The sequence below is a fragment of the Asticcacaulis sp. genome, from assembly GCF_047605585.1.
Taxonomy (GTDB): Bacteria; Pseudomonadota; Alphaproteobacteria; order Caulobacterales; family Caulobacteraceae; genus Asticcacaulis.
In genome coordinates, this window is sequence record NZ_JASGFK010000010.1 from 70,239 (window position 1) to 94,745 (window position 24,507).

Consider the following 24,507-nt stretch of genomic DNA (forward strand, 5'->3'; position numbering starts at 1 on the left):
CAAGAGCGCGCAAACGTGCGCGGCGGGCAGTCGCCCTTGCCAAAGATGCAATGATTTGCATCTTTGGAGATGCTAAAAATTTGTGAGAAATCGATGACCCGTCCCAAGATCCTGATCACCCGTCCGTGGCCCGCCGGCGCGCAAGCCTATATGCAGGCGCATTACGACGCGACGGTCAATGAGACGGGTAAGCCCCTGACCCATGCCGAATTGCAGCAGGCGATGCTGGACTATGATTGCCTGTGTTCCTCCCTGGGGGACCCGATGGACGCGGCTGTTTTCGGTGTGCCGAATGCGCGGGTGAAGATGATCGGTCACTATGGCGCCGGCTATGAAAATATCGATGTTGCCGCCGCCAAAGCCGCCGGGATCACCGTTTCCAACACGCCTGACGTACTGACCGACGCCACCGCCGATATCGCCATAATGCTGATGCTGATGGCCTCGCGCCGCGCTTCTGAAGGTGAGCGCCAGTTGCGGGCCGGTCAATGGAAGGGCTGGGGCACCACGGCCCTGATGGGGCAATCGCTGGAAGGCAAGACGCTCGGACTGGTCGGTTTCGGGCGTATTGCCCAGGCGACCGCGCAAAAGGCCGCCAGCGCGCTTGGCATGAATATCGCCTATTACAGCCGTCGCCAGGCCGGCGCGGATGTCGAAGGGCCGCTTAAGGCGCGTTATGTGGCTTCGCTCGATCAACTGGCCGCGGAAGCCGATGTGCTCTCTTTGCATACGCCCGGCGGCGCAGAGACGAAGCACATGGTCGATGCCCGTCTGCTGAAACTGATGAAACCGACATCGATCCTGATAAATACGGCACGGGGCTCGGTGGTCAATGAAGCCGACCTGGCCGAGGCGCTGAAAGCACGCACCATCTGGGCGGCAGGGCTGGATGTCTATGAAGCTGAGCCGGTGGTGCATCCGGCCTTGCTGGACCTGTCGAACGCGGTTCTTCTCCCGCATCTCGGCAGCGCCACGGTCGAGACGCGCGAAGCCATGGGTATGCGGGCGGCTGCCAATGTCGATCTCTTCTTCGCGGGGGAGTCCGTGCGTGACCGGGTCGCTTGATCAGGTAGAATCTAAAGTCAGGACATGGCGGCAAGAAGCTGAAAAACCGCTTGTTTTGGGCCTCTGTGGCGCACAAGGGTCGGGCAAATCCACCCTGGCTCACGGGCTGGCTGGGCGCCTGGAAGCGCAGGGGATCACCGTGGCGCTTCTGTCGCTGGATGACCTCTACCTGGCGCCCGATCAGCGGCCGGTCGATATCTCGCCGTTGTTCGTTACGCGCGGTGTGCCCGGCACGCACGATGTGGCCCTGGGCGAGTGTGTGATCGACGCCCTGAAGACCGGCCAGCCGGTTCATTTGCCGCGCTTCGACAAGGCGACAGACGCGCCGAAGCCGGTGAGCGAATGGCCGGAAGTGACCGCTCCGGATATCATCCTCCTTGAGGGCTGGTGTGTCGGCGCGCGACCGCAGACCGAATCTGACCTCGCCGCGCCGGCAAACGAACTGGAACGCGAGCGTGATCCGCAAGGTGTCTGGCGGCGTTATGTCAATGCGCAACTGGCCGGCCCTTACCGGCAATTGTTTGCGCGAATCGACCGACTGGTGTTGCTGGCGGCGCCCGGATTCGAGGTCGTGGGGGCCTGGCGGACGCAGCAGGAGCACGATTTGTCCCGCATGTTGGAAAAGACCGGCCAGGCAGGCACAAAAGTGATGTCGGATGCGCAAATCGCGCAGTTTATCCAACACTATGAGCGCCTTACACGCTATATCCTCAGCGAGATGCCGCAGCGCGCCGACCTCGTGCTGCGGTTGGATGCCAACAGGACCCTGCTATGATCATTTCCGCCGCCACCGATTATCGCGAAGCCGCCAAACGCAAGCTGCCGCGCTTCCTGTTCGACTATCTCGACGGCGGCTCCTATGCCGAAATGACCCTGCGCAACAATGTCAGTGACCTGTCGTCCCTGGCTCTGCGCCAGCGGATACTGCGCAATGTCGCCGACCTGTCGCTGGAAACCGAGCTGTTCGGAGAAAAGATGGCCATGCCGGTGGCGCTGGCGCCGGTGGGGTTGGGCGGCATGTATGCCCGCCGCGGCGAGGTGCAGGTGGCGCGCGCCGCGAAGAAAGCGCGCATTCCCTACATTATTTCAACGGTTTCCTTGTGCCCTCTTGAGGAAATTGTTGAGAAGTCCGGTCATGATATCTGGTTCCAGCTTTATGTGCTGAAGGATCGTGGCTTTATGAAGCATGCGCTCGAACGGGCACAAGCGCTCGGTGTCACCAAACTGGTCTTTACCGTCGATATGCCGGTGCCGGGGGCGCGCTACCGCGACAGGCATTCTGGCATGAGCGGTGATTTCGGCCCGGTTCGCCGCATCGTCCAGGCCATGATGAAGCCGGGTTGGGCATGGGATGTCGGCGTCAATGGCCGGCCGCACGATCTCGGCAATGTGTCGAAATATCTCGGTAAGGCGACCGGTCTGGAAGACTATATCGGCTGGCTGGGCGCCAATTTCGATCCGAGCATTTCGTGGAAGGACCTGGAGTGGATCAGGGATTTCTGGAAGGGGCCGATGATCATCAAGGGTATTCTCGATCCGGAAGATGCGAAGGACGCGGTGAGGTTCGGCGCTGATGGCATCGTGGTCTCGAACCATGGCGGCCGCCAGCTCGATGGAGCGCTCTCGACCTGCAAGGCCCTGCCGGCGATCGCCGAGGCGGTAGGGAACGACCTGACCATCCTGGCCGATTCCGGTATTCGCACAGGGCTGGACGTGGTGCGGATGCTGGCCCTGGGCGCCAAGGGGGTGCTGCTTGGCCGCGCCTATATCTATGCCCTGGCCACCCACGGCGAAGCAGGCGTGGCCAATCTGCTGGGTCTGATCGAAAAGGAAATGCGCACGGCCATGGCCCTGACCGGGGTCAAGACCATTGCCGAGATCAACCGCAATCTGCTGGCATAGGTTCGCCTTGCATGTAAGCTCACTATCTGATTCCCTTTCAGGAGCCTGATATGGCCTTGCGTGACGTCACCGGAGCGGTCGATTTCGCCTATCTCGAATCCTATACCATGAACGATGCGGTGGTGATGGAGGAGGTGTTGCACCTGTTCCAGCAGCAGTGCGAGCTGTGGACACCGCTATTGACCACCAGCCATGATGGTTGGCGCGATGCGGCCCATACCATCAAGGGCGCGGCGGCCGGTATTGGCGCGGGCCTCCTGGCGGCGGCGGCGGAAATGGCGGAGCGCAGCGAGGCGGCTGGGGCGGAGCTGCGGCTAGAGAAGGTCAAGACAGCCATGAACGAAGCCCTGCACGATGTGGCGGCCTATCTGCACGAACTGCAGCTCCGGTCCCTGCGCGGCTAAGCGCTTTTTGGTTGGCTTTTGCCGGCCAAGCCGTTAAACGCTCACGCGAAAACCCGTCTGTTGTTTAAGAGAACCGGCATGAGCGACGAAGAGCTTCACATCATCTGCACCGACCGCGAAGGCGTGGCCCATACCTTGCCGGCGCTGGAAGGCTGGCGGATCATGGAGATCATTCGCGACAACGGCCTGCCGATCAAGGCGGAATGCGGCGGCGCTCTGGAATGCGCCACCTGTCACGTTTATGTCGCCGATACATGGCAGGACAAGCTGGTGCCGAAATCGGACGAGGAAGATGAAAAGCTCGACGAAGCTTTCATGGTGAAGCGGTCGTCGCGGCTATCGTGCCAGATACTGATGCGTGACGATTTGAACGGGCTGGAAGTCACCCTGGCACCGGAAACGGACTGAATTCAGGTTTAACAATCCGGGGCGTTGAAAGGGAAAAGGGGCATGAAAATGCGAATAAAGCTTCTTAGAGCGTCTCTTCTGGGAGCATCTCTTCTGGCGGGCGTCGCTGTCACCGGCGCGGCCTGGGGCTGGGGTTCGACCGGCCACCGTCTGGTGGGCGAGGAAGCGCTGCGGGCGCTGCCGGCCTATGCGCCGGCCTTCCTGCGCAGCCCGGCCGGTATCGCCGATGTTGGCGAATATGCCCGCGAGCCCGACCGCTGGCGCGGTAGCGGCAAGGTTCATGACAATGAGCGCGATCCGGCGCATTTCATCGACCTGGATGACGACGGCAAGACCCTGGGTGGCCTGTCGCTCGATGAGCTGCCGGCCACGCGCAGCGATTATGAAGCGGCCCTGCGCGCCAGGAGCATCGAGCCCGGCAAGGCGGGATACCTGCCGTATGCGACAGTCGATATGTGGCAGCAGGTCACCAAGGACATGGCCTACTGGCGCGTCCTGACCCTGATGGAAGGCCGCGAAACGGACGCGTCAAAAAAGGCCTGGTACCGTGCTGACCGGATTCGCCGCGAGGATCTGACCCTGCGCGATATTGGCATATTGGCGCACTATATGGGCGATGCCACCCAACCCCTGCACCTCAGCATCCACTATAATGGCTGGGGCGATTTCCCCAATCCGCAGGGCTTTACGACCGAAAAGGTCCACGTGCCACTGGAAGGGCCTTATGTCGGTGCCAATATCACCGCGGCTGACGTGCGTGCCCATGTCGGTGCCTATACGCCGTGCACAGACAAGATCGAGCTGTGCGTTACGGCGCGTCTGAAGCGCAGTTACCAGCAGGTGATCCCGATGTACCAGCTGGAAAAGGATGGCGGTTTCAAGGACGGCGATCCGCGCGGCAAGGCCTTCATGGCGGAGCGGTTGGGGCAGGGGGCCTCCGACCTGCGCGATGCCCTTCTGGACGCCTGGCGCGAGTCGAAGACGCAAGGGGTCGGTTATCCGGCCGCCTCCTATGACGACTTCGTCGCCGGCAAGGTGGCCGATCCGTGGGCGCTGCTCTATGGCAATGATTAATCAGTACGGCACGCAGCTTCCGGGCCTGGACTATGCGCCGCGCACCGGCGGCTATGGCATCCTGTCGATCAACGGCAGGATTGCCTGTTCGCGCATCGGCTATGGCCCCTATGAGTATGATTTCCCCGGCGGCGCGGCCGATCTGGGCGAAACCCCGGAACAGGCCGTGGTGCGTGAATTCGGCGAAGAGGTTGGGCTGGTCGTCGAGGTTGTCCGGCCGATCGCCGACCTGCGCCATTACTTCATCCATGAGGATGGCACGCCGTATAACAACCACAGCCACATCTTCGAGGTGCGGCTGGTCGGTGAAAATCCGGCGCTGAAAATCGAGGCGGACCACGAACTGGTCTGGCTCGATCCGCTCTTGGTCATCACCCACCTCAAGAACGAAGGCTATGCCTGGCCGCTGACCCTGTGGTTGCGCAATCAATCAATTTAATCGAACAATTTTAAAAATTTAATCCATTAGGTCGAATGAAGAGAACGGCCTAAGCAAGGTCTCATCAGACATACTGAGAGCTTTGCCCGGAGAGGCGTCTATGACCGATCTTGTTGCCCGCCGTGTTATCCGGCTGCCCAAACCTTTTCCGGGACTGATTCTGGCCGCGCTGATCGGGGGCCTGGGGTTTGCACTGCACGACCTGCCGCATATGGGCGCCTTCTCCCCAGCCATACTCGCGACGATTATCGGCATGATCCTGGGCCATGTGCTGATCATACCGGAAACGGCGGAGCCGGGGATTGCTGTGGCTTCCAAAACCCTGCTGCGTCTGGCGGTGGCTTTGTTGGGGCTACAGGTGAGTTTCGGGCAGATTGTATCGGTGGGATTGCCGGGTTTCCTGGTGGTCGCCGCGGGTCTGTTTGTCAGTTTCATCGTCATCCGTTTCGTGGGGGCGCGACTGGGGATTGCACCGAAGCTGGCCGAACTGATCGCCGCCGGCACCAGTATCTGTGGCGCCTCGGCCGTGGCGGCCACCAATACGGTCACCGAGGCGTCGGATGAGGACGTGGCCTACGCCATTGCGCTCGTCACCCTGTTCGGTACGGCGGCCATGCTGGTCCTGCCGCTGGCGGATCGGATCCTGTCCCTAGATGCCCGCCAGTACGGTCTGTGGGCCGGGGCGTCCATCCATGAGGTGGCGCAGGTGGTCGGCGCCACCACGCAGGTTGGCGAGGCAGCGACACAGACGGGCGCCATCGCCAAGCTGACGCGCATCATGTTGCTGGCGCCGCTGGTCATGGGGCTGCGTTTGCGTCGGCCGGCCGGCAGCGGAAAGGCCAGCGTCGGGGTGCCGCTGTTTGTGGTCGGTTTCGTGGCGCTGATGGGGCTGAACAGCCTGGTGGCCCTGCCGCATTTGGTGGCGCAGGTCGGTGGGCAGGTCTCCGGCTTTCTGCTGGCCATGGCGCTGGGAGCGATGGGGCTGAAGACCCATATCGGCGCCCTGAAGGCCAAGGGCTGGGCGCCACTGGCCCTGGGCGCCTTCGGTGCGCTGTTCATCTCGCTTTTTACGCTGGGCCTGATCCGCGCTTTCGCGTAAAAAACGGCATGACCCTTGAGCAGCTTCGCATTTTCATTGCCGTCGCCGAGCGTGAACATCTGACCCGTGCCTCGGAAACGCTTAATCTGACCCAGTCGGCGGTCAGCTCGGCGATCGCGGCGCTGGAGGCGCGGTACGGTACGAAACTGTTCGACCGGATCGGCCGGGGCATTGCCCTCACCGAAGCCGGGCGGTTGTTCCTGCCGGAAGCGCGCGCTGTATTGGCGCGGGCCTATGAAGCCGAACAGGCCCTGCATGAGGTCACGGGCGGACAGCGCGGGCATTTACGCATCGCCGCCAGCCAGACCGTGGGCAATTTCTGGCTGCCGGAGCGTCTGGCGCGCTTCCATGCGGTCTGGCCGGGACTGAGTTTAAGCCTGTCCATGGGCAATACCGAGGGCGTGGCGGCACGGGTTCTGGCGGGCGAGGCGGATATCGGCATCGTGGAGGGGTTGGTGGATGAGCCGCGTCTCAGCCGGATCGAACTGACCGGCGACAGATTGGTGCTGATCGCGCCCATGGCCCAGAGCCTGCCGGAGCCGTTGCAGCCCGCAGATTGGGCCGGCTTCCGCTTTATCGTGCGCGAACCCGGATCGGGCACACGGCATATTCTGGCCGATCATCTGGAGGCGATGGGGCTTAAGCTGGAGGCGGATAATATCGTCATGGAGCTGCCGTCGAACGAATCCGTACGCGGTGTGGTCGAGGCCGGGTTGGGCGTGTCGCTACAGTCCGAACTGGTGGCGCAGCGGGCGATCCGTGCGGGACTGCTGCAGGGCGTGGATGTCGGTCTGCCGCCGCGCGCCTTCTATCTGATCCGTTTGAAGGAACGGTCAGGTACACGGGCGGAAAAAGCATTCATGGATATTTGCCGGACTTAAAGCCGTCTGCACAGGATGAACTCGTCATCGAGGGTCTGGCCGACCGGAAACTGATATTCCCCGACCTTTTCAAAGCCTTGCGAAAGATAAAGCGCCTGGGCTTTGTGATTTTCGCTCCATACACCGATCCATTGCGGCGCCTGGCCGTAGGTTTCATCCAGCCAGCCAAGGGCAACGGCCATCAGCATCTTTCCCAGGCCTTTGCCCTGCTGGCTGCCCCGGACATAGAGGCGCTTCAGCTCGCCCATGCGCGTCGGATCGGCCTCGGCATGTGGCAGGCCGACCGGACCGCACTGCAGATAGGCCACGGCTTCATCACCTTCATAGACGATGCGCCAGAACTGTGCGGTGTCGGCGATCTCGACCGCCAGCTTTTCCGGTGCGTAAGACTTTTCCAGAAAGGCGGTCAGGTCTTCCGGTGGATAGAGATGGGCGAAGGTCTCGCTGAACGTATCCATCGCCAGTTGCGACAGGACTGGAATGTGAGCGGGTTCGACAGGAAGAATGCGCATGCCCGCTGTGATAGACGGGCATGCGTGGCTTCGCAAGTTAGAAGGCGGCCTTGCTGGTTTCGAAGAAGGCGCGCAAAGGCTCCGGCTTGCGGCCGGTCAGTTTTTCGACATCATCGGTCAGGATATCGAAGCCGCCTTCGCGGGTATTGGTGTCGAAGGAGACCAGCATGGGGATGATGGCTTCCGGCAGGCCCGCCGCCTTCATGCCGCCCGCCAGTTGTTCGTCGCTCAGATCGACCACGGCCAGCGGTTTGCCGACGATTTCCGACGCCAGGGCGGCGATCTGTTTTGTGGTTAGGAGTTCCGGACCGGTCAGGGTCAGGATCTCATTGGTCGACGGCTTGCTGAGCGCGGCGGCCGCCGAGCGCGCCACATCGGCATGGGAGACGTGCGATTGCCTGCCTTCGCCGGCGGAGGTGTAAAGCGTGCCGGAAGCAAAGGCGCCGGGCAGGTTCATCAGCAGGTTTTCCTGATACCAGGCGTCACGCAGGATCGTATAGGGGCGGCCGCTGGCGATCACCGCCTTTTCCGTGCCGGCGTGATCGGGCGCGAAGATGACGGCGGACGTATCGGGCTTGGGCATGGAGGTGTAGACGATCTCGGCGCCGGCATCGGCGGCGGCCTTGACCGCGGCCTGATGCTGCTTCAGTCGCTGGCCGGAACCGAGGGCGTCGGTCGAGATGATCAGCACGCGATCAACGCCCTTGAAGGCTTGGGTCAGCGAGGCGGCATCATCGAAATCGGCGGCGCGGGTTTCGGCGCCCTTGGTGGCCAGGTCGGCGATCTTCGAGGTGTCGCGCGAGGCGGCGATGATATGATCCTTGCCGGCTTCCAGAAGGAGCTGGACAACATGACGACCGAGCTTGCCGTTGGCGCCGGTGACGAGAAGATTGGACATGGTGGTTCCTTTATGATATGTGGTTACGAAATGAGACTATGTGTAAAATAGTAGCTTATGTCGGTCTGTAAAGACGGCAGGTTCACGGGAGATAGTTACCTTGAAGGAACCCATCATAACACCGGCGCTGCATCAGGCGATGAAAGCGGTCATGGTCGAAGTGGAAGGCAAGATCGACAGCAGTAAATGCCCGGTGCGCGATGTGCTCGATCATATCGGCGACAAGTGGTCGAGTCTGCTGATGGTGGCGCTGGGCACCCGGCCGCATCGCTTTGGCGAGCTGAAACGCGCCGTGCCGGATATCTCACAACGCATGCTGACCCAGACCCTGCGCGACCTGCAGCGCGACGGTCTGGTCAGCCGGCATGTCTTCCCGACTCAGCCGCCTTCGGTCGAATATCGCCTGACACGGCTGGGCGAATCGATGATGCCGCCGTTGATGGGGCTCATGGCGTGGGCCAGCGATCATCACGCTCAGATACGACTGGCGCGCCAGGCCTTTGCCGAAACGCAGCTGGAAACGGCCTGACTGTCGCAGCCTGCGACATAACCAACAGAAACATAAGGCCTCCACTGCAGAACTTAGTTACGCAAAGCGGTAACACTTTGAATCTTTATTTTTCGAATCCTATGCTGATCTAGTTTAATTTGAAACGAGTTTCGACCGCCCTCCGGACTGCCGAAACCGGCAGCGGAGGATGCGATGCCCAATTATTTTGCGCAAACGAAAGCAGGATGGGGGCAGAAGCTGCTCGGCATCGTGCTGGTCCTGATTGGTGTGATCCTGGTTATCGGCGGGGTGAAACTGGTCCTGCTGGGGGGCAGCTGGTACTATCTGCTGGCCGGCCTGGCCCTGGCGGTTTCCGGCGGCCTGACCTTTACCGGCCGGGTGCTCGGCAACTGGATATATATCACCACCTTTATTCTGACCGTCATCTGGGCCTTCTTTGAATCCGGCCTGAACGGCTGGGCGCTGGTGCCGCGCATCGTGGCGCCACTGGTCCTGCTGGTGTTCGTTATCGCCACCCTGCCGGATGATGGCGGTAAGGCGCGTCTGAAGGGCTTTGGCCTCACGGCGGCATTTGTAGTGCTGCTGGGTATTGCAGTCACTATCGCCGGGCGCACGGGCGTGCAGTCGCCGGTGCCGGACGCCGGCAATACCCTGGCCTTTGATAGTGCGGCCGCGGCCGGGCAGGAATGGCCGACCTATGGCGGTGGCTTAAGTGCCCAGCGCTATGCCGATCTCAACCAGATCAACCCGGATAATGTGAAGAATCTCAAGGTCGCCTGGACTTACCGGACCGGCAGCCTGCCTGACAAATGGGGCGCCGAGACCACGCCGATCAAGATCGGCAACACGCTTTACGCCTGTACCGGCATGAACGAGCTGTACGCGCTCGATGCCGCCACCGGCAAGAAGCTGTGGTCCTTCGATCCGAAAGTGCCGGATAACGCCATTCCCTATACGGCCGCGTGCCGTGGCGTCTCCTACTACAAGGTCCCGACCGCCGTTCAGGGCAGTACCTGCGCCGAGCGTATCTTCGAAGGCACGCTCGATGGCCGCATTATCGCGGTCGATGCGCGCAATGGTCAGCCTTGCCAGCACTTCGGCACAGGCGGACAGGTGAAGATCACCGACGGCATGGGTAAGGTCATTCCGTCGATGGTAGCCATTACCGCCGCACCGGCGATTGTCCACGGCATCGTCATCACCGGCCACCAGGTTCAGGACGGCCAGTATAAATGGGCGCCTTCGGGCGTGATCCAGGGCTATGACGCTGTCACCGGCCAGCTGCGCTTTGCCTGGGACATGGTGCATCCGGAACGCAATGGCGCGCCGCCGCCGGGAGAAACCTACACCACGGGCACGCCGAATATGTGGACGACCGCCACGGGCGATGAGGCCCTGGGTCAGGTTTACTTGCCAATGGGTAATGCTGCCGCCGACTATCTCACCGGCCAGCGTCGCCCGGAAGAGAAGATGTATTCCTCTGGCCTGGTGGCGCTGAATGTCGATACCGGCAAGCCCGCCTGGGTCTTCCATACCGCCATCAATGATGTCTGGGACTACGATCAGGGTAGCCAGGTGTCGCTGGTCAACTTCCCGGTCGATGGACAGATAGTGCCGGCGATTCTGCTGCCGACCAAGCAGGGCGATTTCTATGTGCTGGATCGCCGCACCGGCAAGCCGCTGACCGAGGTCGGCCAGATGCAGGCCGAGGTGGGCGGCGTCGAACCCCAGGAGCGAAGCCCGCTCCAGCCCTATTCGAAGTATCAGAATGTGCGCGAGAAGGACATGACCGAGGCTTCGATGTGGGGCATGTCGCCAATCGACCAGATGATCTGCCGCATCCAGTTCCGTGAGGCGAGCTACAAAGGCCCTTACACGGCGCCGCAGGTGGATCGTCCCTATATCCAGTATCCTGGCTATAATGGCGGTTCGGACTGGGGCAGCGCCGCCATCGATCCGCGCCGGGGCGTGGTCATTGCCAACTATAATCTGACGCCGAACTATGACCAGTTGCTGACCCGCAAGCAGGCCGATGACCGCAAGATCTTCGCGGTTGGCGATCCGCGCGCCACGGGCAAGGGCGGGGCAGAAGGCGCTGGACCGCAGGAAGGCGCGCCGTTTGCCATCAATGTCAATGCCGGCTGGCTGATGCCGGTGACCGGCATGCTGTGCAAGCAGCCACCCTATGGCGGTATCCGCGCCTTCGATCTGAAGACCGGCAAGACCCTGTGGGATCACGCCTTTGGCGATGCGCGCCGCAACGGCCCCTTCGGCCTGCCGTCACTGCTGCCGATCACCATCGGTACGCCCAATAATGGCGGCCCGGCGGTGACGTCGGGCGGGCTGATCTTTATCGCCGCCACCACGGATAACCAGTTCCGCGCCATCGATATCAGGACAGGCAAAACCCTGTGGCAAACCACCCTGCCGGCCGGCGGCCAGGCCAATCCGATGATCTATGAGCAGAACGGCAAGCAGTATGTGGTGATCATGGCCGGCGGGCATCATTTCATGAAAACGCCGGAAGGCGATTACCTGATCGCCTATGCCTTGCCGTAGGAAAGAATAAAACTGACCCTACAAAACCGGCGCTCTTTTCAAACAAGGGAGCGCCGGTTTTTCTTGTCCGATCAGGCTGACTCAGGGAGGCGAATGCGGGGCCTGCTCATGAGGCAACAATAAATCTTGTGTTTACCATCTCTGATTTTCGCTTGTTAAACATATGATGGCACAAAGATCGATGGGCGTATTTTGTCATGGGGCCTGTCGATGTCTGCTAAGAGCGGATTCTGGAATCGCTTTCGCGAGCATAAGGGCGGTAATGTCGCCATCATTTTTGGCCTGAGCGCACTGTTTCTGGTGATGATCACCGGCGGTGCCGTCGATTTTTCGCGCCTGAATGATGCGCGCAACAAGATGCAGGATGCGGCCGATGTGGCTGTCCTGCGTGGCGCACTGACAACCAGCCAGGGCGATACGGCGGCCAGCAGCGCCGCCAACGAGGCCTTTGCCGAAAATTTCAGCGATGATGATGTGACGATCACGACACGCAGTCTGGGCAAGACCGTAGTGGGTAATGTCTCCAAGCTGTCCTATTCGGCCACAGGTACGGTCAAGCCGATCTTTATCGGCTCCATAATTGGCGCAACCCAGACCATCACTGTCAATTCCGTGGCACAGTCCGAGGTCAATCCGTTTGAGCTGGCCCTCGTGCTAGACGTGACGGGTTCGATGAATTCCAGCAGCAAGCTGACCTACCTGAAATCGAGTGTGACTGCGGTGCTGAATTCCTTGCTGGATTCCAGCGGCAATAACAGTTCCAATGTCAAGGTCGGGGTTGTGCCCTTCAATACGCAGGTGCGTTTGACGCCCAGTTCAAGCTATAGTTATGTGGATTATAGCAAGTGCGCCGAGACCGAGTCGAATAATACTCATACGGCAGGCACCCCGTCGGGAGTCTACTATTCCTGCCTGGCTGCATATAAGGTGTACAATTCAATATGCGCCAGCGCCAGCAGTGCGAACCAGTCATCTTGCCTGTCCCTCGCGGCTGCGAAGATGTTTTACAAGGTCAATACAAGCACAGGCGTATATTCGGCCACAGCCATAACCTATGTAAGTTCGGTGACTTATACAAATTCGGCGACGGCGACGGTTAATGCGACGACGGGCACGGTCACATATAGTGTTGGCACGCCTACGGCCACGACTTACGTGGCAACCACAACAACTACCACGTCAGGCAGAAAAACAACAACTACAACAACTAGTGCAGCCGATAATGCCAAGGCAGCCTATACGAGCTATAGCCCAAGCGGTTACACAGCATTTGCCAGCACGCCTATTTTCTCAACCTATGCCAGTACCTGGGCAGGCAGTTCAGGAGGATGTGTAATGGATCGCGGGCAATCATATGATGTTTCTGCCACGGCCTACACTGCGGGTGTTCTGGATAGCGCATATCAGGCTACGGATTGCGATAATTCTACCCTTTCAGCCATACAAGATCTGACAACCAGCATCAGTACCACCAAGACCTATGTCAACAATCTGGTGGCCGCAGGCAATACCAATATTACCATTGGCGTTCAGATGGGCATGGAAGTGCTTTCACCTGATGCACCTTACACGCAAGGCGTGGCCTGGGGTGATGAGGACATGGACAAGTACATGATCATTGTCACTGACGGGGATAACACGGCAAATCGCTGGACCCCCAGTAGCGCCAGTAGTTCCCTCATCGATGCCCGCACGGCCTTGGCCTGTCAGGCGGCAAAGGACAAGGGGATTACGATCTTCGTTGTCCGTGTGATGGATGGTAACAGCGATATGCTAAAGGCCTGTGCCACTAAGACAATCTACTACTACGATCTCAGCTCGGCGTCGCAGCTCACCACGGCCATGGCGGATATCTTCCAGCGCATCGGCAAGCTCAGGCTGGTGCAGTAGAGCAAACAAAAAACGCCGGAAGTGAAAGCTTCCGGCGTTTTCTTATTTCTGGATGGCCTGCCAGCCTTCGACAAAGGCGCGGGCTTTTTTATAGACCTCGTCCGGCGTGTCGCCCGGCTTGAAGACGGCCGAGCCGATGCCGAAACCGGCCGCGCCGGCCGCGATGAAATCTGTCATATTGTCCGGATTGACGCCGCCGACCGGGAAGACCGGAACGGTCTTCGGTAACACGGCTTTCATGGCCTTCAGGCCGGTCGTGCCTGCCAGTTCGGCCGGGAACAGCTTGATGGCATCGGCGCCGGCATCAATGGCCGAAAAGGCCTCGGTCGGGGTGAAGAAGGCCGGGAAGGAGATCATGCCGAGCGCCTTGGCGCGGCGGATGACATCCGGATTGGCATTAGGCGAGATGCAGATCTGGCCGCCGACCGCATGCAGGGTCTCGACATCGGCCACGTTCAGTACCGTGCCGGCACCGACAATGGCGCGCGAACCCAGGGCCTGAACCAGCCTCTTGATCGAGTCAAACGGCTCTGGCGAATTGAGCGGCACTTCGACGATACGGAACCCGGCCTCGACCAGCTTTTCACCGACGGCGACAGCTTCATCGGGGCGCAGGCCGCGCAGGATGGCGACGAGCGGCAGGGTTTTCAGCGTATCCTGCCATTGCTGCATAAGGGTCATAGAACCAGTTTTCCTTTTTGCGCGATCGCCCAAAGACCCGCGGCGGCGGCTTCGTCGCCATCATGGATGGTGACGTCGGTAAAGCCGGTGTGGGCGAGGGCGCGCTTATAGAGTTTGGACAGACTGCCGTCGCCGACAATGCCGACCGGACGGATGCCGTGGCGGATGCTTTCGGCGCGGATTTCCGAACCGATCAACAGGCCGGAGAGATAGGAGGACAGGCTTTCCGGCGCGATGTGACCGAACAAACCTTCGGTGCGCACCGAAAAGACCAGCGACAGGAAGGACTTGTCGGCCATGGCGCGATCGACGCCCAGCTTGAAGGCGTCCTCATCGTCCTTGTCATTGTCCATCAGATCGCCGAGGATTGAATTGCGCTTCAGGACCTGGAACATTTCGCCGGTCATGTAGGAGCTGAAGCCCTCGATGACGCCATTTTCCAGCTTGGCCCACTTGGAATGGGTGCCGGGCAGGACGAACACGCCGTCACCAAGGCCAAAGAGCTGGGTTTCTTCGCCACGCATGACATTGAGCAGGCCTTCGTGATCGGCGGCGGCGCTCAGGCCGGGCACGATCCTGACCTTCAGCTTTTCAGACGGCGCGGTGACCAGGCCGTTGGTGATCTCCGTCAGGCTGGCGGGGCAGGGCACGTAGGGGGCCTCGGCCCAGCCGGTGCGCGAACCGACCATGCCGGACAGCAGGACCGGCAGGTCCGGGCGGTCGAAATCGCCCTTCATGACCGACAGCAGGGCCTGTTCGAAGGTCAGGACACCGAGGTTTTTCAGGCCGATATTCGCCGTGTGCTTGGCGATGACCTGGCCATCGGTGCCGAAAAGGAACAGGCGGAAATTGGTGGTGCCCCAGTCGGCGGCGAGCAGGGCGGGCGGCGCATAGGTCATTTCGGTCGTCTTCATGATAGCGATGTTTTACGCGGCGGGTTTAGCATCACCGCAAAACCGTCGCTAGCTGAGTTTTGCGAAGCCTTGGCGCCTGTGTTCAGAAGGTGTTGCAATCCGTTTCCGATGGTAACGCTCAGCCCTTGAATTGTTGCGGCTCCAGCCCGGTATGGCCGCGCAACAGCGGTGCCGGGATTTCGAACAGGGTGCCGCCTTCGCGGTCCTCCGGCAGGTTTTCCGCCGCCGAGGTGACGAAGACGCGGTCGAGCGCGTCACCGGCGAAGCACAGGCTGGTGATCTGTTTCGCCGGGAGCTCGATATGGAAGTCCTCCGTGGCATCCGGATTAAAGCGGGTCACACGGCCGATACCCCAGTGCGCGATCCAGATGCCGCCCTGCGCATCGGTCGTCATGCCATCCGGGCCGCCCCAGTGTTCCGGGAAGGTCAGCCACAGGGTCTTGTTGGCCAGTTCGCCATCGATGATATCGAAGACGTATATCTCGGATTTGCCGGTATCGGTGTGATAGACCTTGGCATGGTCCGGCGAGAAGGTCGGGCCATTGGCGATCTTGTAGGGGCCGTCGACCTCTTGCCAGGACAGGTCGGTATTGAGGCGGTAGAAGGCGCCGGAAACCTTGGTGATCGGCTTGTGCATCGAGCCTGCCCAGATGCGGCCGAGGTCATCGGCCTTGGCATCGTTCATGCGGTTTTCCGGCTCGTGCGGATAGGGGGAGGCAATATGCTTTATAGCGAACGGTTCGAGCGTCACCTCGGCGAAACCCGACATCAAGCCGGCGATAAAGCCGCCTTGCGCGCGTTCGATCACCCAGCCGATCGGTTCGGGGAAGTGCCAGGTCTTGCTTTCGCCGCTCAGATAATAGGCGTGCAGGTTGTGCGACAGGATATCGACCCAGTAGATGCACTGATCGCGCTTGGACCACAGAGGGCCCTCACCGAGAATGGCGCCGGGAGCGGAGCGGCGGAGAATGGCGGTCATGGTTTCCTGAGTCCTGTATTGTCTGAGTTTAGGCGTTTTAGGATAAGCGGCTGAAAAAGAAAAGCAAGAAACCCCACCACCACATCTGAGCGCCTGCGACGCTTCGTGCGGTCCCCCTCCCCAAAACGCAAGAGCGTTTCAGGGGGGTATTAAGAAGCGTGTTCCTTGTACCTCCCTGAATTTCGCAGAAATTGGGGGGCGCCGATTTATCGGCGTGGTGGTGGGGTTTCTGACTTCCTTATCCTACCACTCGCGCACGTAGCCATCCGGGCCGCGCCAGGCCGGATTGCGCCAGGGCGGGCAGTCCTTCGCCATTTCGCGCACCTTGTCCTCGTCGATCTCGACGCCGAGGCCCGGGCCGGTCAGGGCTTCGACATTGCCGTCCTTCACATCGAACACTTCCGGGTTCTTCATATAGAACAGCAGGTCGTGGCCATTGGTGTTGTAATGGATGCCCAGCGACATTTCCTGAATGACGTGGTTCGGCGTGGAAAGCCCGATCTGCAGGCAGGCGGCCATGGCCAGCGGGCCCAGCGGGCAATGCGGCGCGATGGCGACATCATAGGCTTCCGCCATCGCGGCGATGCGGCGGACTTCGGAAATACCGCCGGCGTGGCTGAGGTCGGGCTGGATGATATCTACGCAGGCGCGCTCGAAGAACGGCTTGAAATCCCAGCGGCTGTAGAGGCGCTCACCCAGGGCTACCGGCGTGGAGGTCATGTTGGCGAATTGTTCGATGGCTTCCGGGTGTTCGGAGAGCAGGGGCTCTTCGATGAACAGTGGACGCAGCGGCTCCAGGGCGTGTGCGATCTGTTTGGCCATCGGCTTGTGAACGCGGCCGTGGAAATCGAGGCCGACATCGAGGCCCAGGGCCTGCACCGAGGTCAGGCGCTCGACCACGCCGTCGATGACCTTGGGCGAATCGAGCCAGCCGATGTCTTCCGAGGCGTTCATCTTGACGGCCTTGAAACCCTGCTCAAGGCGGGCCTTGCCGGCATCGACCACATCCGACGGACGGTCGCCGCCGATCCAGGCATAGACCGGCACGCGGTCACGCACCCGGCCGCCGAGCAACTGCCACACCGGCACGCCGAGGCGGCGCGCTTTCAGATCCCACAGGGCCTGGTCGAAACCGGAAAGCGCCGACATCAGCACTGGGCCACCGCGATAAAAGCCCAAGCGGTAAAACACCTGCCACATGTCTTCGATACGATCAGCGTCATGGCCCAGAAAGCGTTCGCGAATCTCCGCGAAGGTGGCCTGAGTCGCTTCAGTATGCCCTTCGAGCGAGGCTTCCCCCCAGCCGACGGCGCCATCCTCGGTCTCAACGCGAACAAACAGCCAGCGTGGCGGCACGGCGAAGGTTTCTATCTTGCGCAAGGCTGTCTGGGCTGTAACAGTCGAAAGCGGAGCGGCGGTATCCATGAGGCGGTTCCTGTAATTATCGTATAATTGGCGTACCCCCTGGTGAGCCGGGGGTCAAGCAAATTGTATTATAATTAAAGATGCGCCCCGATGATTTTTCCGCCGGATAGAACGGGATTATTTTTTCGGCTTATCTTGACGTTCGCGTAAAGTAAGCGCATCTATTCACCACCAAAAAATGCCCAAAAGCAGAGGAGCCTATCTATGCCCAGCCCTGAAAATTCGGCCTATATCTATGATCATGTGCGGTCGCCGCGCGGCAAGGGCAAGAAGGACGGCTCGCTCCATCAGATCACCGCGCTAGACCTGTCGGCGCAGGTGCTGCGCAATCTGGCGGATCGCAGCGGGCTGGATACGTCCCTGGTCGATGATGTCTCCTGGGGCTGCGTGACGCCGGTGGGCGAGCAGGGCGGGGATATCGCCCGCGCGGCCGTTCTGGCGGCCAAATATGCCGAGACCACGGCCGGCGCTCAGGTCAATCGTTTCTGCGCTTCGGGCTTGGAAGCCGTCAATATCGCCGCCGCCAAGGTGGTGTCTGGTGAGGCGACCATGGCTATCGGTGGCGGGGTCGAGTGCATGAGCCGCGTGCCGATGGGCTCCGACGGCGGCGCCTGGGCGATCGACGTGGCCGCGGCCTTCCCGACCCATTTTGTGCCGCAGGGCGTTTCGGCCGACATGATCGCCTCGAAGTGGGGCTTCTCGCGCACCGATGTCGATGCCTATTCGGTCGAGAGCCACAAGCGTGCGGCGCAGTCCTGGGCCGAGGGGCGCTTCAAGAACGCCATCGTGCCGATCAAGGACCAGATGGGCGTGATCGCGCTGGCGCATGACGAGACCATCCGTCCCGGCACCGACATGCAGACCCTCGGCGGCCTGAACCCCTCCTTCGCCGCCTTTGGTGAAATGGCCTTCGATTCTGTTATCCAGCAGCGCTATCCGGAAGTCGAACGCGTCAACCATGTCCATACGCCGGGCAATTCGTCCTCGATCGTCGATGGCGCGGCGGCGGTACTGGTCGGCTCGCAAGAGGCCGGCAGGATCACCGGTATGAAGCCGAAGGCCCGCATTCTGGGCACCGCCTCGATCGGCTCTGAGCCGTCGATCATGCTTACCGGCCCGTCCTACGTCACTGAGAAGCTGCTCAAGAAGCTCGGCATGAAGACGACCGATATCGATCTTTACGAACTGAACGAAGCCTTCGCGGCCGTCGTTCTGCGTTACATGCAGGTATTGGATATTCCGCATGACAAGATGAATGTCTGCGGCGGCGCCATCGCCATGGGCCACCCGCTGGGCGCCACCGGCGCCATGATCCTCGGCACGCTGGCCGATGAACTGGAACGGTCCGGCAAGTCAACCGGGCTGGCGGTCCTTTGTGTCGGCGGCGGCATGGCCACGGCCACCGTGATCGAGCGCGTTTAAGAAGAGCAGGGAGAAACACAGATGGAAACCTTCAAGACTGAACTCGACGCCGACGGCATCCTGCTCTGCACCTTCGATGTGCCCGGCAAGTCGATGAATACCTTCACCAAGCAGGCCCTGACCGATCTGGCGGCCATTGCCGAACAGGCCAAAAGCGACGCCGCGGTTAAGGGCGTGGTCCTGACCTCGGGCAAGACCACCGGCTTCTGCGCTGGCGCCGATCTGGAAGAAATGCTCAGTGGCGCCTGGGAAGCTAAGAACGTGGCGCAGGACGAGCAGTCGATCCTGAAAGCCAATTTCGATGCCGCTTTCGAGATGAACCGCGTCTATCGCCTGCTGGAAACCTGCGGCAAGCCGGTGGCCGTGGCTATCAATGGCCTAGCCCTCGGTGGCGGTCTGGAAGTCTCGCTCGCCTGTCACTACCGCGTGCTGTCGAATGGGCCGAAGGTTCAGGTGGGGCTGCCGGAAGTCAAAATCGGTCTGTTCCCCGGCGGCGGCGGCTCACAGCGCCTGCCGCGCCTGATCGGCGTGCAGGCCGCGCTGATGGCTATGTCGGAAGGCAAGTCGTTCAAGCCCGCCGAAGCCCTGGCTGCCGGTATCGTTGACGAAGTGGTCGATGACGACAAGGTGGTGGAAGCTGCCAAAGCCTGGATCAAGACGAAAGGCGATCCGGTCGCGCGCTGGGACAAGAAGGACTTCAAGATCCCCGGTGGCGGGCCTTACCATCCGGCCGGTGCGCAGATATTCATCATGGGCAATGCTCTGATCCGCAAGCAGTCCTATGGCAACTATCCGGCCGTGCTTAACCTGATGCACTCGGTTTATGAAGGCCTGCAAGTGCCTTTCGATACCGCCATCAAGATCGAAAGCCGCTTCTTCTGCAAGACGCTGGCGACACCGCAGGCCAAGGCGATGATCCGCACCTTCTTCATGTCGATGCAGGCCATCGGCAAGGGTTCCGGTCGCCCGGCTGGCGTGCCCAAGACGGACGTGACCCAGGTGGCCGTCATCGGCGCCGGCATGATGGGGGCGGGCATCGCCTATGTCAGCGCACTGGCCGGTATCAGGACCATCCTGCTCGATCGCGACCAGGCCGCCGCCGACAAGGGCAAGGCGCACTGCGAGGACCTGCTGAAGAAGTCGGTCTCGCGCGGCAAGATGACAAGTGAAAAGGCGCAAGGCGTGCTCGATCTGATCACCGCTACGCCGGACTACGCCGCCATTACCGGTTCCGACCTGGTGGTCGAGGCCGTGTTCGAGAACACCGACCTCAAGGAACAGGTGACCAAACAGGCCGAGGCGCCGCTCTATGCCAACGGCAAAGACGCGCCGATCTTCGGCACCAATACCTCGACCATCCCGATCTCGTTGCTGGCCGGCGCCTCGTCGCATGCCGAAAACTATATCGGCATCCATTTCTTCTCGCCGGTTGACAAGATGATGCTGGTCGAGATCATTCGCGGCGAAAAGACCTCGGACGCCACAGTGGCCAAGGCCATCGATTACGCGCTCAAGATCCGGAAGACCCCGGTGGTGGTCAACGACTCGCGTTTCTTCTTCGCCAACCGCTGCTTTATCCCCTTCACCGCCGAAGGCATGATCATGTGGTCGGAAGGCGTGGCCCCGGCGCTGATCGACAATGCCGGCCGCATGACCGGCATGCCGCGCGGTCCGCTGGAAATGATGGACGATGTGGCGCTCGATCTGCTGACCAAGATCACCTCGGAAACCGCCAAGGCGATGGGGGATGCCTATCAGCCGATCCCCGGTGAAAAAGAAGTGGCCCAGATGGTCGCCGATGGCCGCCTCGGCCGTAAGAACGGCAAAGGTTTCTACGACTATCCGGAAGCCAAGGGCGCGCCCAAGACCCTGTGGCAGGGCACGCTCGATGCGTTCCCGGTTACCCAGTCGGAGGCCAATCCAGCCGAGGTCGAGGAACTGAAGAAGCGCCTGCTCTATGTGCAGGCGGTGACGGCGGCGCGCTGCTTCGAGGAGGGCGTTATCACCAACCCGCGCGAGGCCGATGTCGGCTCGATCCTCGGTTGGGGCTTCGCACCGTGGTCCGGCGGGATTATCTCGCTGATGGATTCGATCGGCCTGCCGAAGTTCGTCGAGGAACTGGACCGCATGACCAAGCTCTACGGCGACCGCTTTGCCCCGCCGCAACTGCTGCGTGATATGGCCGCCAAGGGGGAAACCTTCTATGGCCGGTTCGACACCAAGGCGGCGAAAGCGGCTTAAATCAAATCCCCGCCGGCTACCGGCGGGGATTTTTTCTATTCAGCGCAACTGACTGATTTCCTCAGTTCTTATGGCTTGCGCCGGACGGCGTTTCGCGGTTGAAGAAGATCGTATACGCCGCTGCCTTTTCGAGTGCCTGACATGCCGAACCCGCCTAAAGAGACTACCCGCCTGACCAGCGCCACCCTTGGCCGCGCCAACAGCCGCCGCGCTGTCAATACGGCCGTGGAGCGCGGCTCGACCGTGTTGTTCGAGAATGCGGAGATGCTCTATAACGATGATGTCAAGCCGACCTATGGCACGGACGGCCTCTCCACGCAGAACGAGCTGTGCCGGCTGATCGCCGAGCTGGAAGGCGCGCAGGAAGCCTTTATCCTGCCGTCGGGACTGGCGGCCCTGACGCTGCCGATGTTTGCCTTCCTGGCCGCCGACGATGAAATCCTGGTCGCCAATTCGTGTTACCGACCGGTGCGCCGCTTCCTGGAAACCCAGATGAAGCGTTTCGGCGTCATCACACGCTATTACGAGCCGCGCCTGACGCCGGAAGAGGTGCTGGCCCTGGCCACACCTCAGACGAAGATGATCTATGTCGAAAGCCCCGGTTCGCTGACCTTCGATATCCAGGACATTCCCGGCATTGCGAAGCTGGCCAGGGCGCGCGGTATCCTGACCCTGTGCGACAATACCTATGGTGCCGGCGTGTTGTTCAAGCCGCTGGCCCATGGCATCGACCTTTCCATGCAGGCCCTGACCAAATATGTCGGCGGCCATTCGGACGTATTGATCGGTTCCGTGTCGGTCAATGATCCCCAACTGGCCAAGGGGCTGCACGACGCCATCAAGGCCTGGGGCTTCTTCACCTCGGCCGATGAAAGTTATCTGGCCTCGCGCGGCATCCGCTCGCTGCATCTGCGCTTGAAGCAATCTGGCGACAGTGCACTTGAAGTTGCCAAATGGCTGGAAGGTCGCCCGGAAGTGCTGAAGGTGGTGCATCCGGCACTGGAAAGCCATCCGGGCCACGAGATTTTCAAACGCGATTTCACCGGCGCCAACGGCTTGTTCATGGCCCTGTTCAAGGGCAATGGCGATAAGGATTCGCAGGCCTTTCTCAATAAGCTCAAGCTGTTTGGCCTGGGTTTCAGCTGGGGCGGCTATGAAAGCCTGGCCACCAATTCCGAACCCCAGATCCGCGGCCGCGCGCGCCTGAGCGATGAGCCCGACCCCTATCTGCAGGGCTCGGCTGTGCGCTTCTATGTCGGACTGGAAGACCCGGAGGACCTGATCGCGGATATCGAACAGGCCCTCTCGGTCTTCAATTAAGCCGCCGGATCGGTTTTGATCGCGGCCTTTTGTGTGGCGATGAAGGCGTTCATCTCCTCTTCCAGGGTGGGCAGAGGCACTGATCCGAGTTCGAGGATCTTGTCATGGAAGGGGCGCGGATCGAAGTGCGTGCCCAGCGCAACCTGCGCCTTGGCGCGCAGGTTGCGGATCGACAATTCACCCAGCTTGTAGGCCAGGGCCTGGCCCGGCCAGGCGATATAGCGGTCGACCTCGTTGACGATGTCGTCATGCGCCAGGGCCGTGTTTTCCGTCAGGTAGTCGATGGCTTGCTGGCGGCTCCAGCCATAGTGGTGGATGCCGGTATCGATGACCAGGCGTGCCGCCCGCCACATTTCGAAGGTTTCGCGGCCGAATTCCTCATAGGGCGTATCGTACATCTGCATGACCGTACCCAGCCATTCACAGTACAGCGCCCAGCCTTCGCCATAGGCCGAGAAGCCGGCGGTGCGGCGGAATGCCGGACGCTCGGGGGCTTCCAGGGCCAGAGCCGCCTGGAAGCTGTGACCGGGGATGCACTCGTGCAGGGTCAGGGCTGTCAGGTTATAGAGCGGGCGTGACGGCAGGTTGTAAGTATTCATCAGGCAGCTGTCGAGGCCGCCCCGGCCGGAGGTATAGATCGGCGCGATATTGTCCGGCACGGGCAGGATGGTGAAGCGGTAGCGCGGCAGCAGGTTGAACTGGTCCTTGAGCTTGCCGTCCACGCGCTTGGCGACATAGGCGGAAAAGGCCAGCAGTTCGTGCGGCGTCTTGGGATAGAACTGCGGATCGGTGCGCAGGAAGACAAGAAATTCGGGGAAGGTGCCCTTGAAACCGGAAGCCTTCATCGTCGCTTCCATGTCGGCGCGGATGCGGGCCACTTCCTTCAGGCCGATCTCGTGGATCTGTTCTGGCGTATAGTCGGTGGTCGTGTATTCGCGGATGCGCGACTGATAGTAGGCCTTGCCGTCCGGCAGGGATTCGGCGGCGATATTGTCGCGCGCATTTGGCTGGTAGTCCTTCACGAAGAAGGTGTGGAACCTGACATAGGCGGGGGGCGCCACATCGTGGATGACCGTCTTGGCCTCGGCCTGTATCTGGGCCTGATCGGCGGCGGAGATGCTGTCCGGCATCCTGGCGAAGACATCATAGAGCGGGTTACTGGTATCGCCCGCCATGTAGGGCTCCAGCGTCTTTTCGCGGCCGAGGGTCGAGACCTTCGGCACGGTGTATCCGCGCTTGAGCCCGGCCTTCATATTGGCCGTCTGCTCGTCGAAATAACGCGGAATGTCTTTCAGGCGATTGAGGTAGTGGCGGTATTCCTCGGCAGTCTTGAAAGGGGCGCGCGGGTTCAGCGTCCAGAAGAAGGTGTCGCTGTTGATGGGGGCTTCGTAGGTCTTGAAGCGGGCATCGTCAGCGAAGGCCGAGACCTGGGCGCGAAAAACCTCGGCATTAACGCGCTCTGTGTCCGACAGCTGATCGAAGGACACCTTGGCCAGATCGGCCAGCGCCTTGTCCCAATAGGCCAGCCGGCGGGCATAGGTTTCCGGGGTCACGCTCGGCAGGGTGTCGGAATTCATGCCGCGGAAGGTGCCGTCGGCGGAAAGGCCCAGCTCCTTGCGGCGCCAGTCCCATTCGGCGCTGTAAATAGCAATGACGCGCTGATCGGCTGTCTGGTTCTGGGAAGCTGCCGGTGCAGCGGGGGCGGTCTGCGCCAGCGCGGGCACGCCGCACGCCAGGGCCACTCCCATACAAATGCCAGATATCAATCCGATCCGCTTAGCCATGATCTACACCCTATATGTATACCTATAAACCGTCCTGTTGATGATAACGGTCAATTGGTATACGATATACAAGCGCTGTCAATGCATAGATGGCGTCGG

Annotated in this window: 22 protein-coding genes; 15 read left to right on the forward strand and 7 right to left on the reverse strand. The window is 60.9% G+C overall.

The genetic code is table 11. The features are described from left to right. Positions 1-93: 93 nt before the first annotated feature. The 9 genes from QM647_RS17580 to QM647_RS17620 all read left to right on the forward strand — a co-directional run bounded on the left by QM647_RS17580 (position 94) and on the right by QM647_RS17620 (position 7,272). Positions 94-1,065, forward strand: coding sequence for a 2-hydroxyacid dehydrogenase (locus tag QM647_RS17580; protein WP_414996854.1), 972 nt, complete (start codon positions 94-96; stop codon positions 1,063-1,065). A gap of 139 nt (positions 1,066-1,204) precedes the next feature. After that, on the forward strand, positions 1,205-1,840 hold the full coding sequence (locus tag QM647_RS17585; protein ID WP_414996855.1) for a kinase: 636 nt from the start codon (positions 1,205-1,207) through the stop codon (positions 1,838-1,840). Then, positions 1,837-2,967 (forward strand): FMN-dependent L-lactate dehydrogenase LldD, encoded by a 1,131-nt coding sequence (lldD, locus tag QM647_RS17590; RefSeq protein ID WP_414996856.1) that lies wholly within the window; start codon positions 1,837-1,839, stop codon positions 2,965-2,967. Before QM647_RS17585 ends, lldD begins: the two co-directional genes overlap by 4 nt. A 50-nt stretch (positions 2,968-3,017) precedes the next feature. Continuing rightward, positions 3,018-3,371, forward strand: coding sequence for an Hpt domain-containing protein (locus QM647_RS17595; RefSeq protein WP_414996857.1), 354 nt, complete (start codon positions 3,018-3,020; stop codon positions 3,369-3,371). Between the two features lie 78 nt (positions 3,372-3,449). Continuing rightward, positions 3,450-3,779: a 2Fe-2S iron-sulfur cluster-binding protein gene (locus QM647_RS17600; protein ID WP_414996858.1), complete on the forward strand. Its 330-nt coding sequence runs from the start codon at positions 3,450-3,452 to the stop codon at positions 3,777-3,779. Between the two features lie 48 nt (positions 3,780-3,827). Continuing rightward, on the forward strand, positions 3,828-4,853 hold the full coding sequence (locus QM647_RS17605) for a hypothetical protein (protein ID WP_414996859.1): 1,026 nt from the start codon (positions 3,828-3,830) through the stop codon (positions 4,851-4,853). Continuing rightward, entirely contained in the window at positions 4,840-5,292 is a 453-nt protein-coding gene (locus tag QM647_RS17610) for an NUDIX domain-containing protein (RefSeq protein ID WP_414996860.1), read from the forward strand. The genes QM647_RS17605 and QM647_RS17610 overlap by 14 nt, the downstream gene beginning before the upstream one ends. A 100-nt stretch (positions 5,293-5,392) precedes the next feature. Next, positions 5,393-6,391 (forward strand): YeiH family protein, encoded by a 999-nt coding sequence (locus QM647_RS17615; protein ID WP_414996861.1) that lies wholly within the window; start codon positions 5,393-5,395, stop codon positions 6,389-6,391. A gap of 8 nt (positions 6,392-6,399) precedes the next feature. Further along, positions 6,400-7,272, forward strand: coding sequence for a LysR substrate-binding domain-containing protein (locus tag QM647_RS17620; RefSeq protein ID WP_414996862.1), 873 nt, complete (start codon positions 6,400-6,402; stop codon positions 7,270-7,272). Here the strand turns inward: QM647_RS17620 and QM647_RS17625 are convergent. Both QM647_RS17625 and QM647_RS17630 read right to left on the reverse strand, forming a co-directional pair. Further along, the gene (locus QM647_RS17625) at positions 7,269-7,784 is read right to left on the reverse strand and encodes a GNAT family N-acetyltransferase (protein WP_414996863.1); all 516 of its coding nucleotides are present in this window, start codon (positions 7,782-7,784) and stop codon (positions 7,269-7,271) included. The two genes, QM647_RS17620 and QM647_RS17625, sit on opposite strands and share 4 nt — an antisense overlap. Before the next feature lie 37 nt (positions 7,785-7,821). Beyond that, positions 7,822-8,682: an SDR family oxidoreductase gene (locus tag QM647_RS17630; RefSeq protein ID WP_414996864.1), complete on the reverse strand. Its 861-nt coding sequence runs from the start codon at positions 8,680-8,682 to the stop codon at positions 7,822-7,824. Between the two features lie 100 nt (positions 8,683-8,782). Here QM647_RS17630 and QM647_RS17635 point away from each other — a divergent pair, with 100 nt between their 5' ends. The 3 genes from QM647_RS17635 to QM647_RS17645 all read left to right on the forward strand — a co-directional run bounded on the left by QM647_RS17635 (position 8,783) and on the right by QM647_RS17645 (position 13,642). Then, a complete protein-coding gene (locus QM647_RS17635; RefSeq protein WP_414996865.1) occupies positions 8,783-9,211 on the forward strand; it encodes a winged helix-turn-helix transcriptional regulator in 429 nt (142 codons plus the stop codon). Positions 9,212-9,385: 174 nt separating this feature from the next. Beyond that, positions 9,386-11,752, forward strand: a complete 2,367-nt coding sequence (locus tag QM647_RS17640; protein ID WP_414996866.1) for a membrane-bound PQQ-dependent dehydrogenase, glucose/quinate/shikimate family — start codon at positions 9,386-9,388, stop codon at positions 11,750-11,752. Between the two features lie 210 nt (positions 11,753-11,962). Further along, a complete protein-coding gene (locus tag QM647_RS17645; protein WP_414996867.1) occupies positions 11,963-13,642 on the forward strand; it encodes a pilus assembly protein TadG-related protein in 1,680 nt (559 codons plus the stop codon). Between the two features lie 42 nt (positions 13,643-13,684). On the opposite strand, the gene QM647_RS17650 is transcribed toward QM647_RS17645, so the two are convergent. The 4 genes from QM647_RS17650 to dgoD all read right to left on the reverse strand — a co-directional run bounded on the left by QM647_RS17650 (position 13,685) and on the right by dgoD (position 17,641). Beyond that, positions 13,685-14,323 (reverse strand): 2-dehydro-3-deoxy-6-phosphogalactonate aldolase, encoded by a 639-nt coding sequence (locus QM647_RS17650; RefSeq protein ID WP_414996868.1) that lies wholly within the window; start codon positions 14,321-14,323, stop codon positions 13,685-13,687. Further along, on the reverse strand, positions 14,320-15,237 hold the full coding sequence (locus QM647_RS17655; protein ID WP_414996869.1) for a 2-dehydro-3-deoxygalactonokinase: 918 nt from the start codon (positions 15,235-15,237) through the stop codon (positions 14,320-14,322). Before QM647_RS17655 ends, QM647_RS17650 begins: the two co-directional genes overlap by 4 nt. Before the next feature lie 118 nt (positions 15,238-15,355). Further along, complete coding sequence (locus tag QM647_RS17660) at positions 15,356-16,216, reverse strand: SMP-30/gluconolactonase/LRE family protein (protein ID WP_414996870.1); 861 nt, start codon at positions 16,214-16,216, stop codon at positions 15,356-15,358. A gap of 243 nt (positions 16,217-16,459) precedes the next feature. Then, positions 16,460-17,641, reverse strand: a complete 1,182-nt coding sequence (gene dgoD, locus QM647_RS17665) for a galactonate dehydratase (RefSeq protein WP_414996871.1) — start codon at positions 17,639-17,641, stop codon at positions 16,460-16,462. 204 nt (positions 17,642-17,845) lie between these two features. On the opposite strand from dgoD, the gene QM647_RS17670 reads away from it, so the two are divergent. The 3 genes from QM647_RS17670 to metC all read left to right on the forward strand — a co-directional run bounded on the left by QM647_RS17670 (position 17,846) and on the right by metC (position 22,624). Continuing rightward, on the forward strand, positions 17,846-19,063 hold the full coding sequence (locus QM647_RS17670) for an acetyl-CoA C-acetyltransferase (RefSeq protein WP_414996872.1): 1,218 nt from the start codon (positions 17,846-17,848) through the stop codon (positions 19,061-19,063). Between the two features lie 21 nt (positions 19,064-19,084). Further along, positions 19,085-21,304 carry a 3-hydroxyacyl-CoA dehydrogenase NAD-binding domain-containing protein gene (locus QM647_RS17675; protein WP_414996873.1) on the forward strand — a complete coding sequence of 740 codons (2,220 nt, stop codon included), beginning with the start codon at positions 19,085-19,087 and terminating at the stop codon, positions 21,302-21,304. Positions 21,305-21,445: 141 nt separating this feature from the next. Further along, entirely contained in the window at positions 21,446-22,624 is a 1,179-nt protein-coding gene (gene metC, locus QM647_RS17680) for a cystathionine beta-lyase (protein WP_414996874.1), read from the forward strand. Here metC and QM647_RS17685 read toward each other — a convergent pair. Then, on the reverse strand, positions 22,621-24,408 hold the full coding sequence (locus tag QM647_RS17685; protein ID WP_414996875.1) for a DUF885 domain-containing protein: 1,788 nt from the start codon (positions 24,406-24,408) through the stop codon (positions 22,621-22,623). The two genes, metC and QM647_RS17685, sit on opposite strands and share 4 nt — an antisense overlap. Between the last annotated feature and the right edge of the window lie 99 nt (positions 24,409-24,507).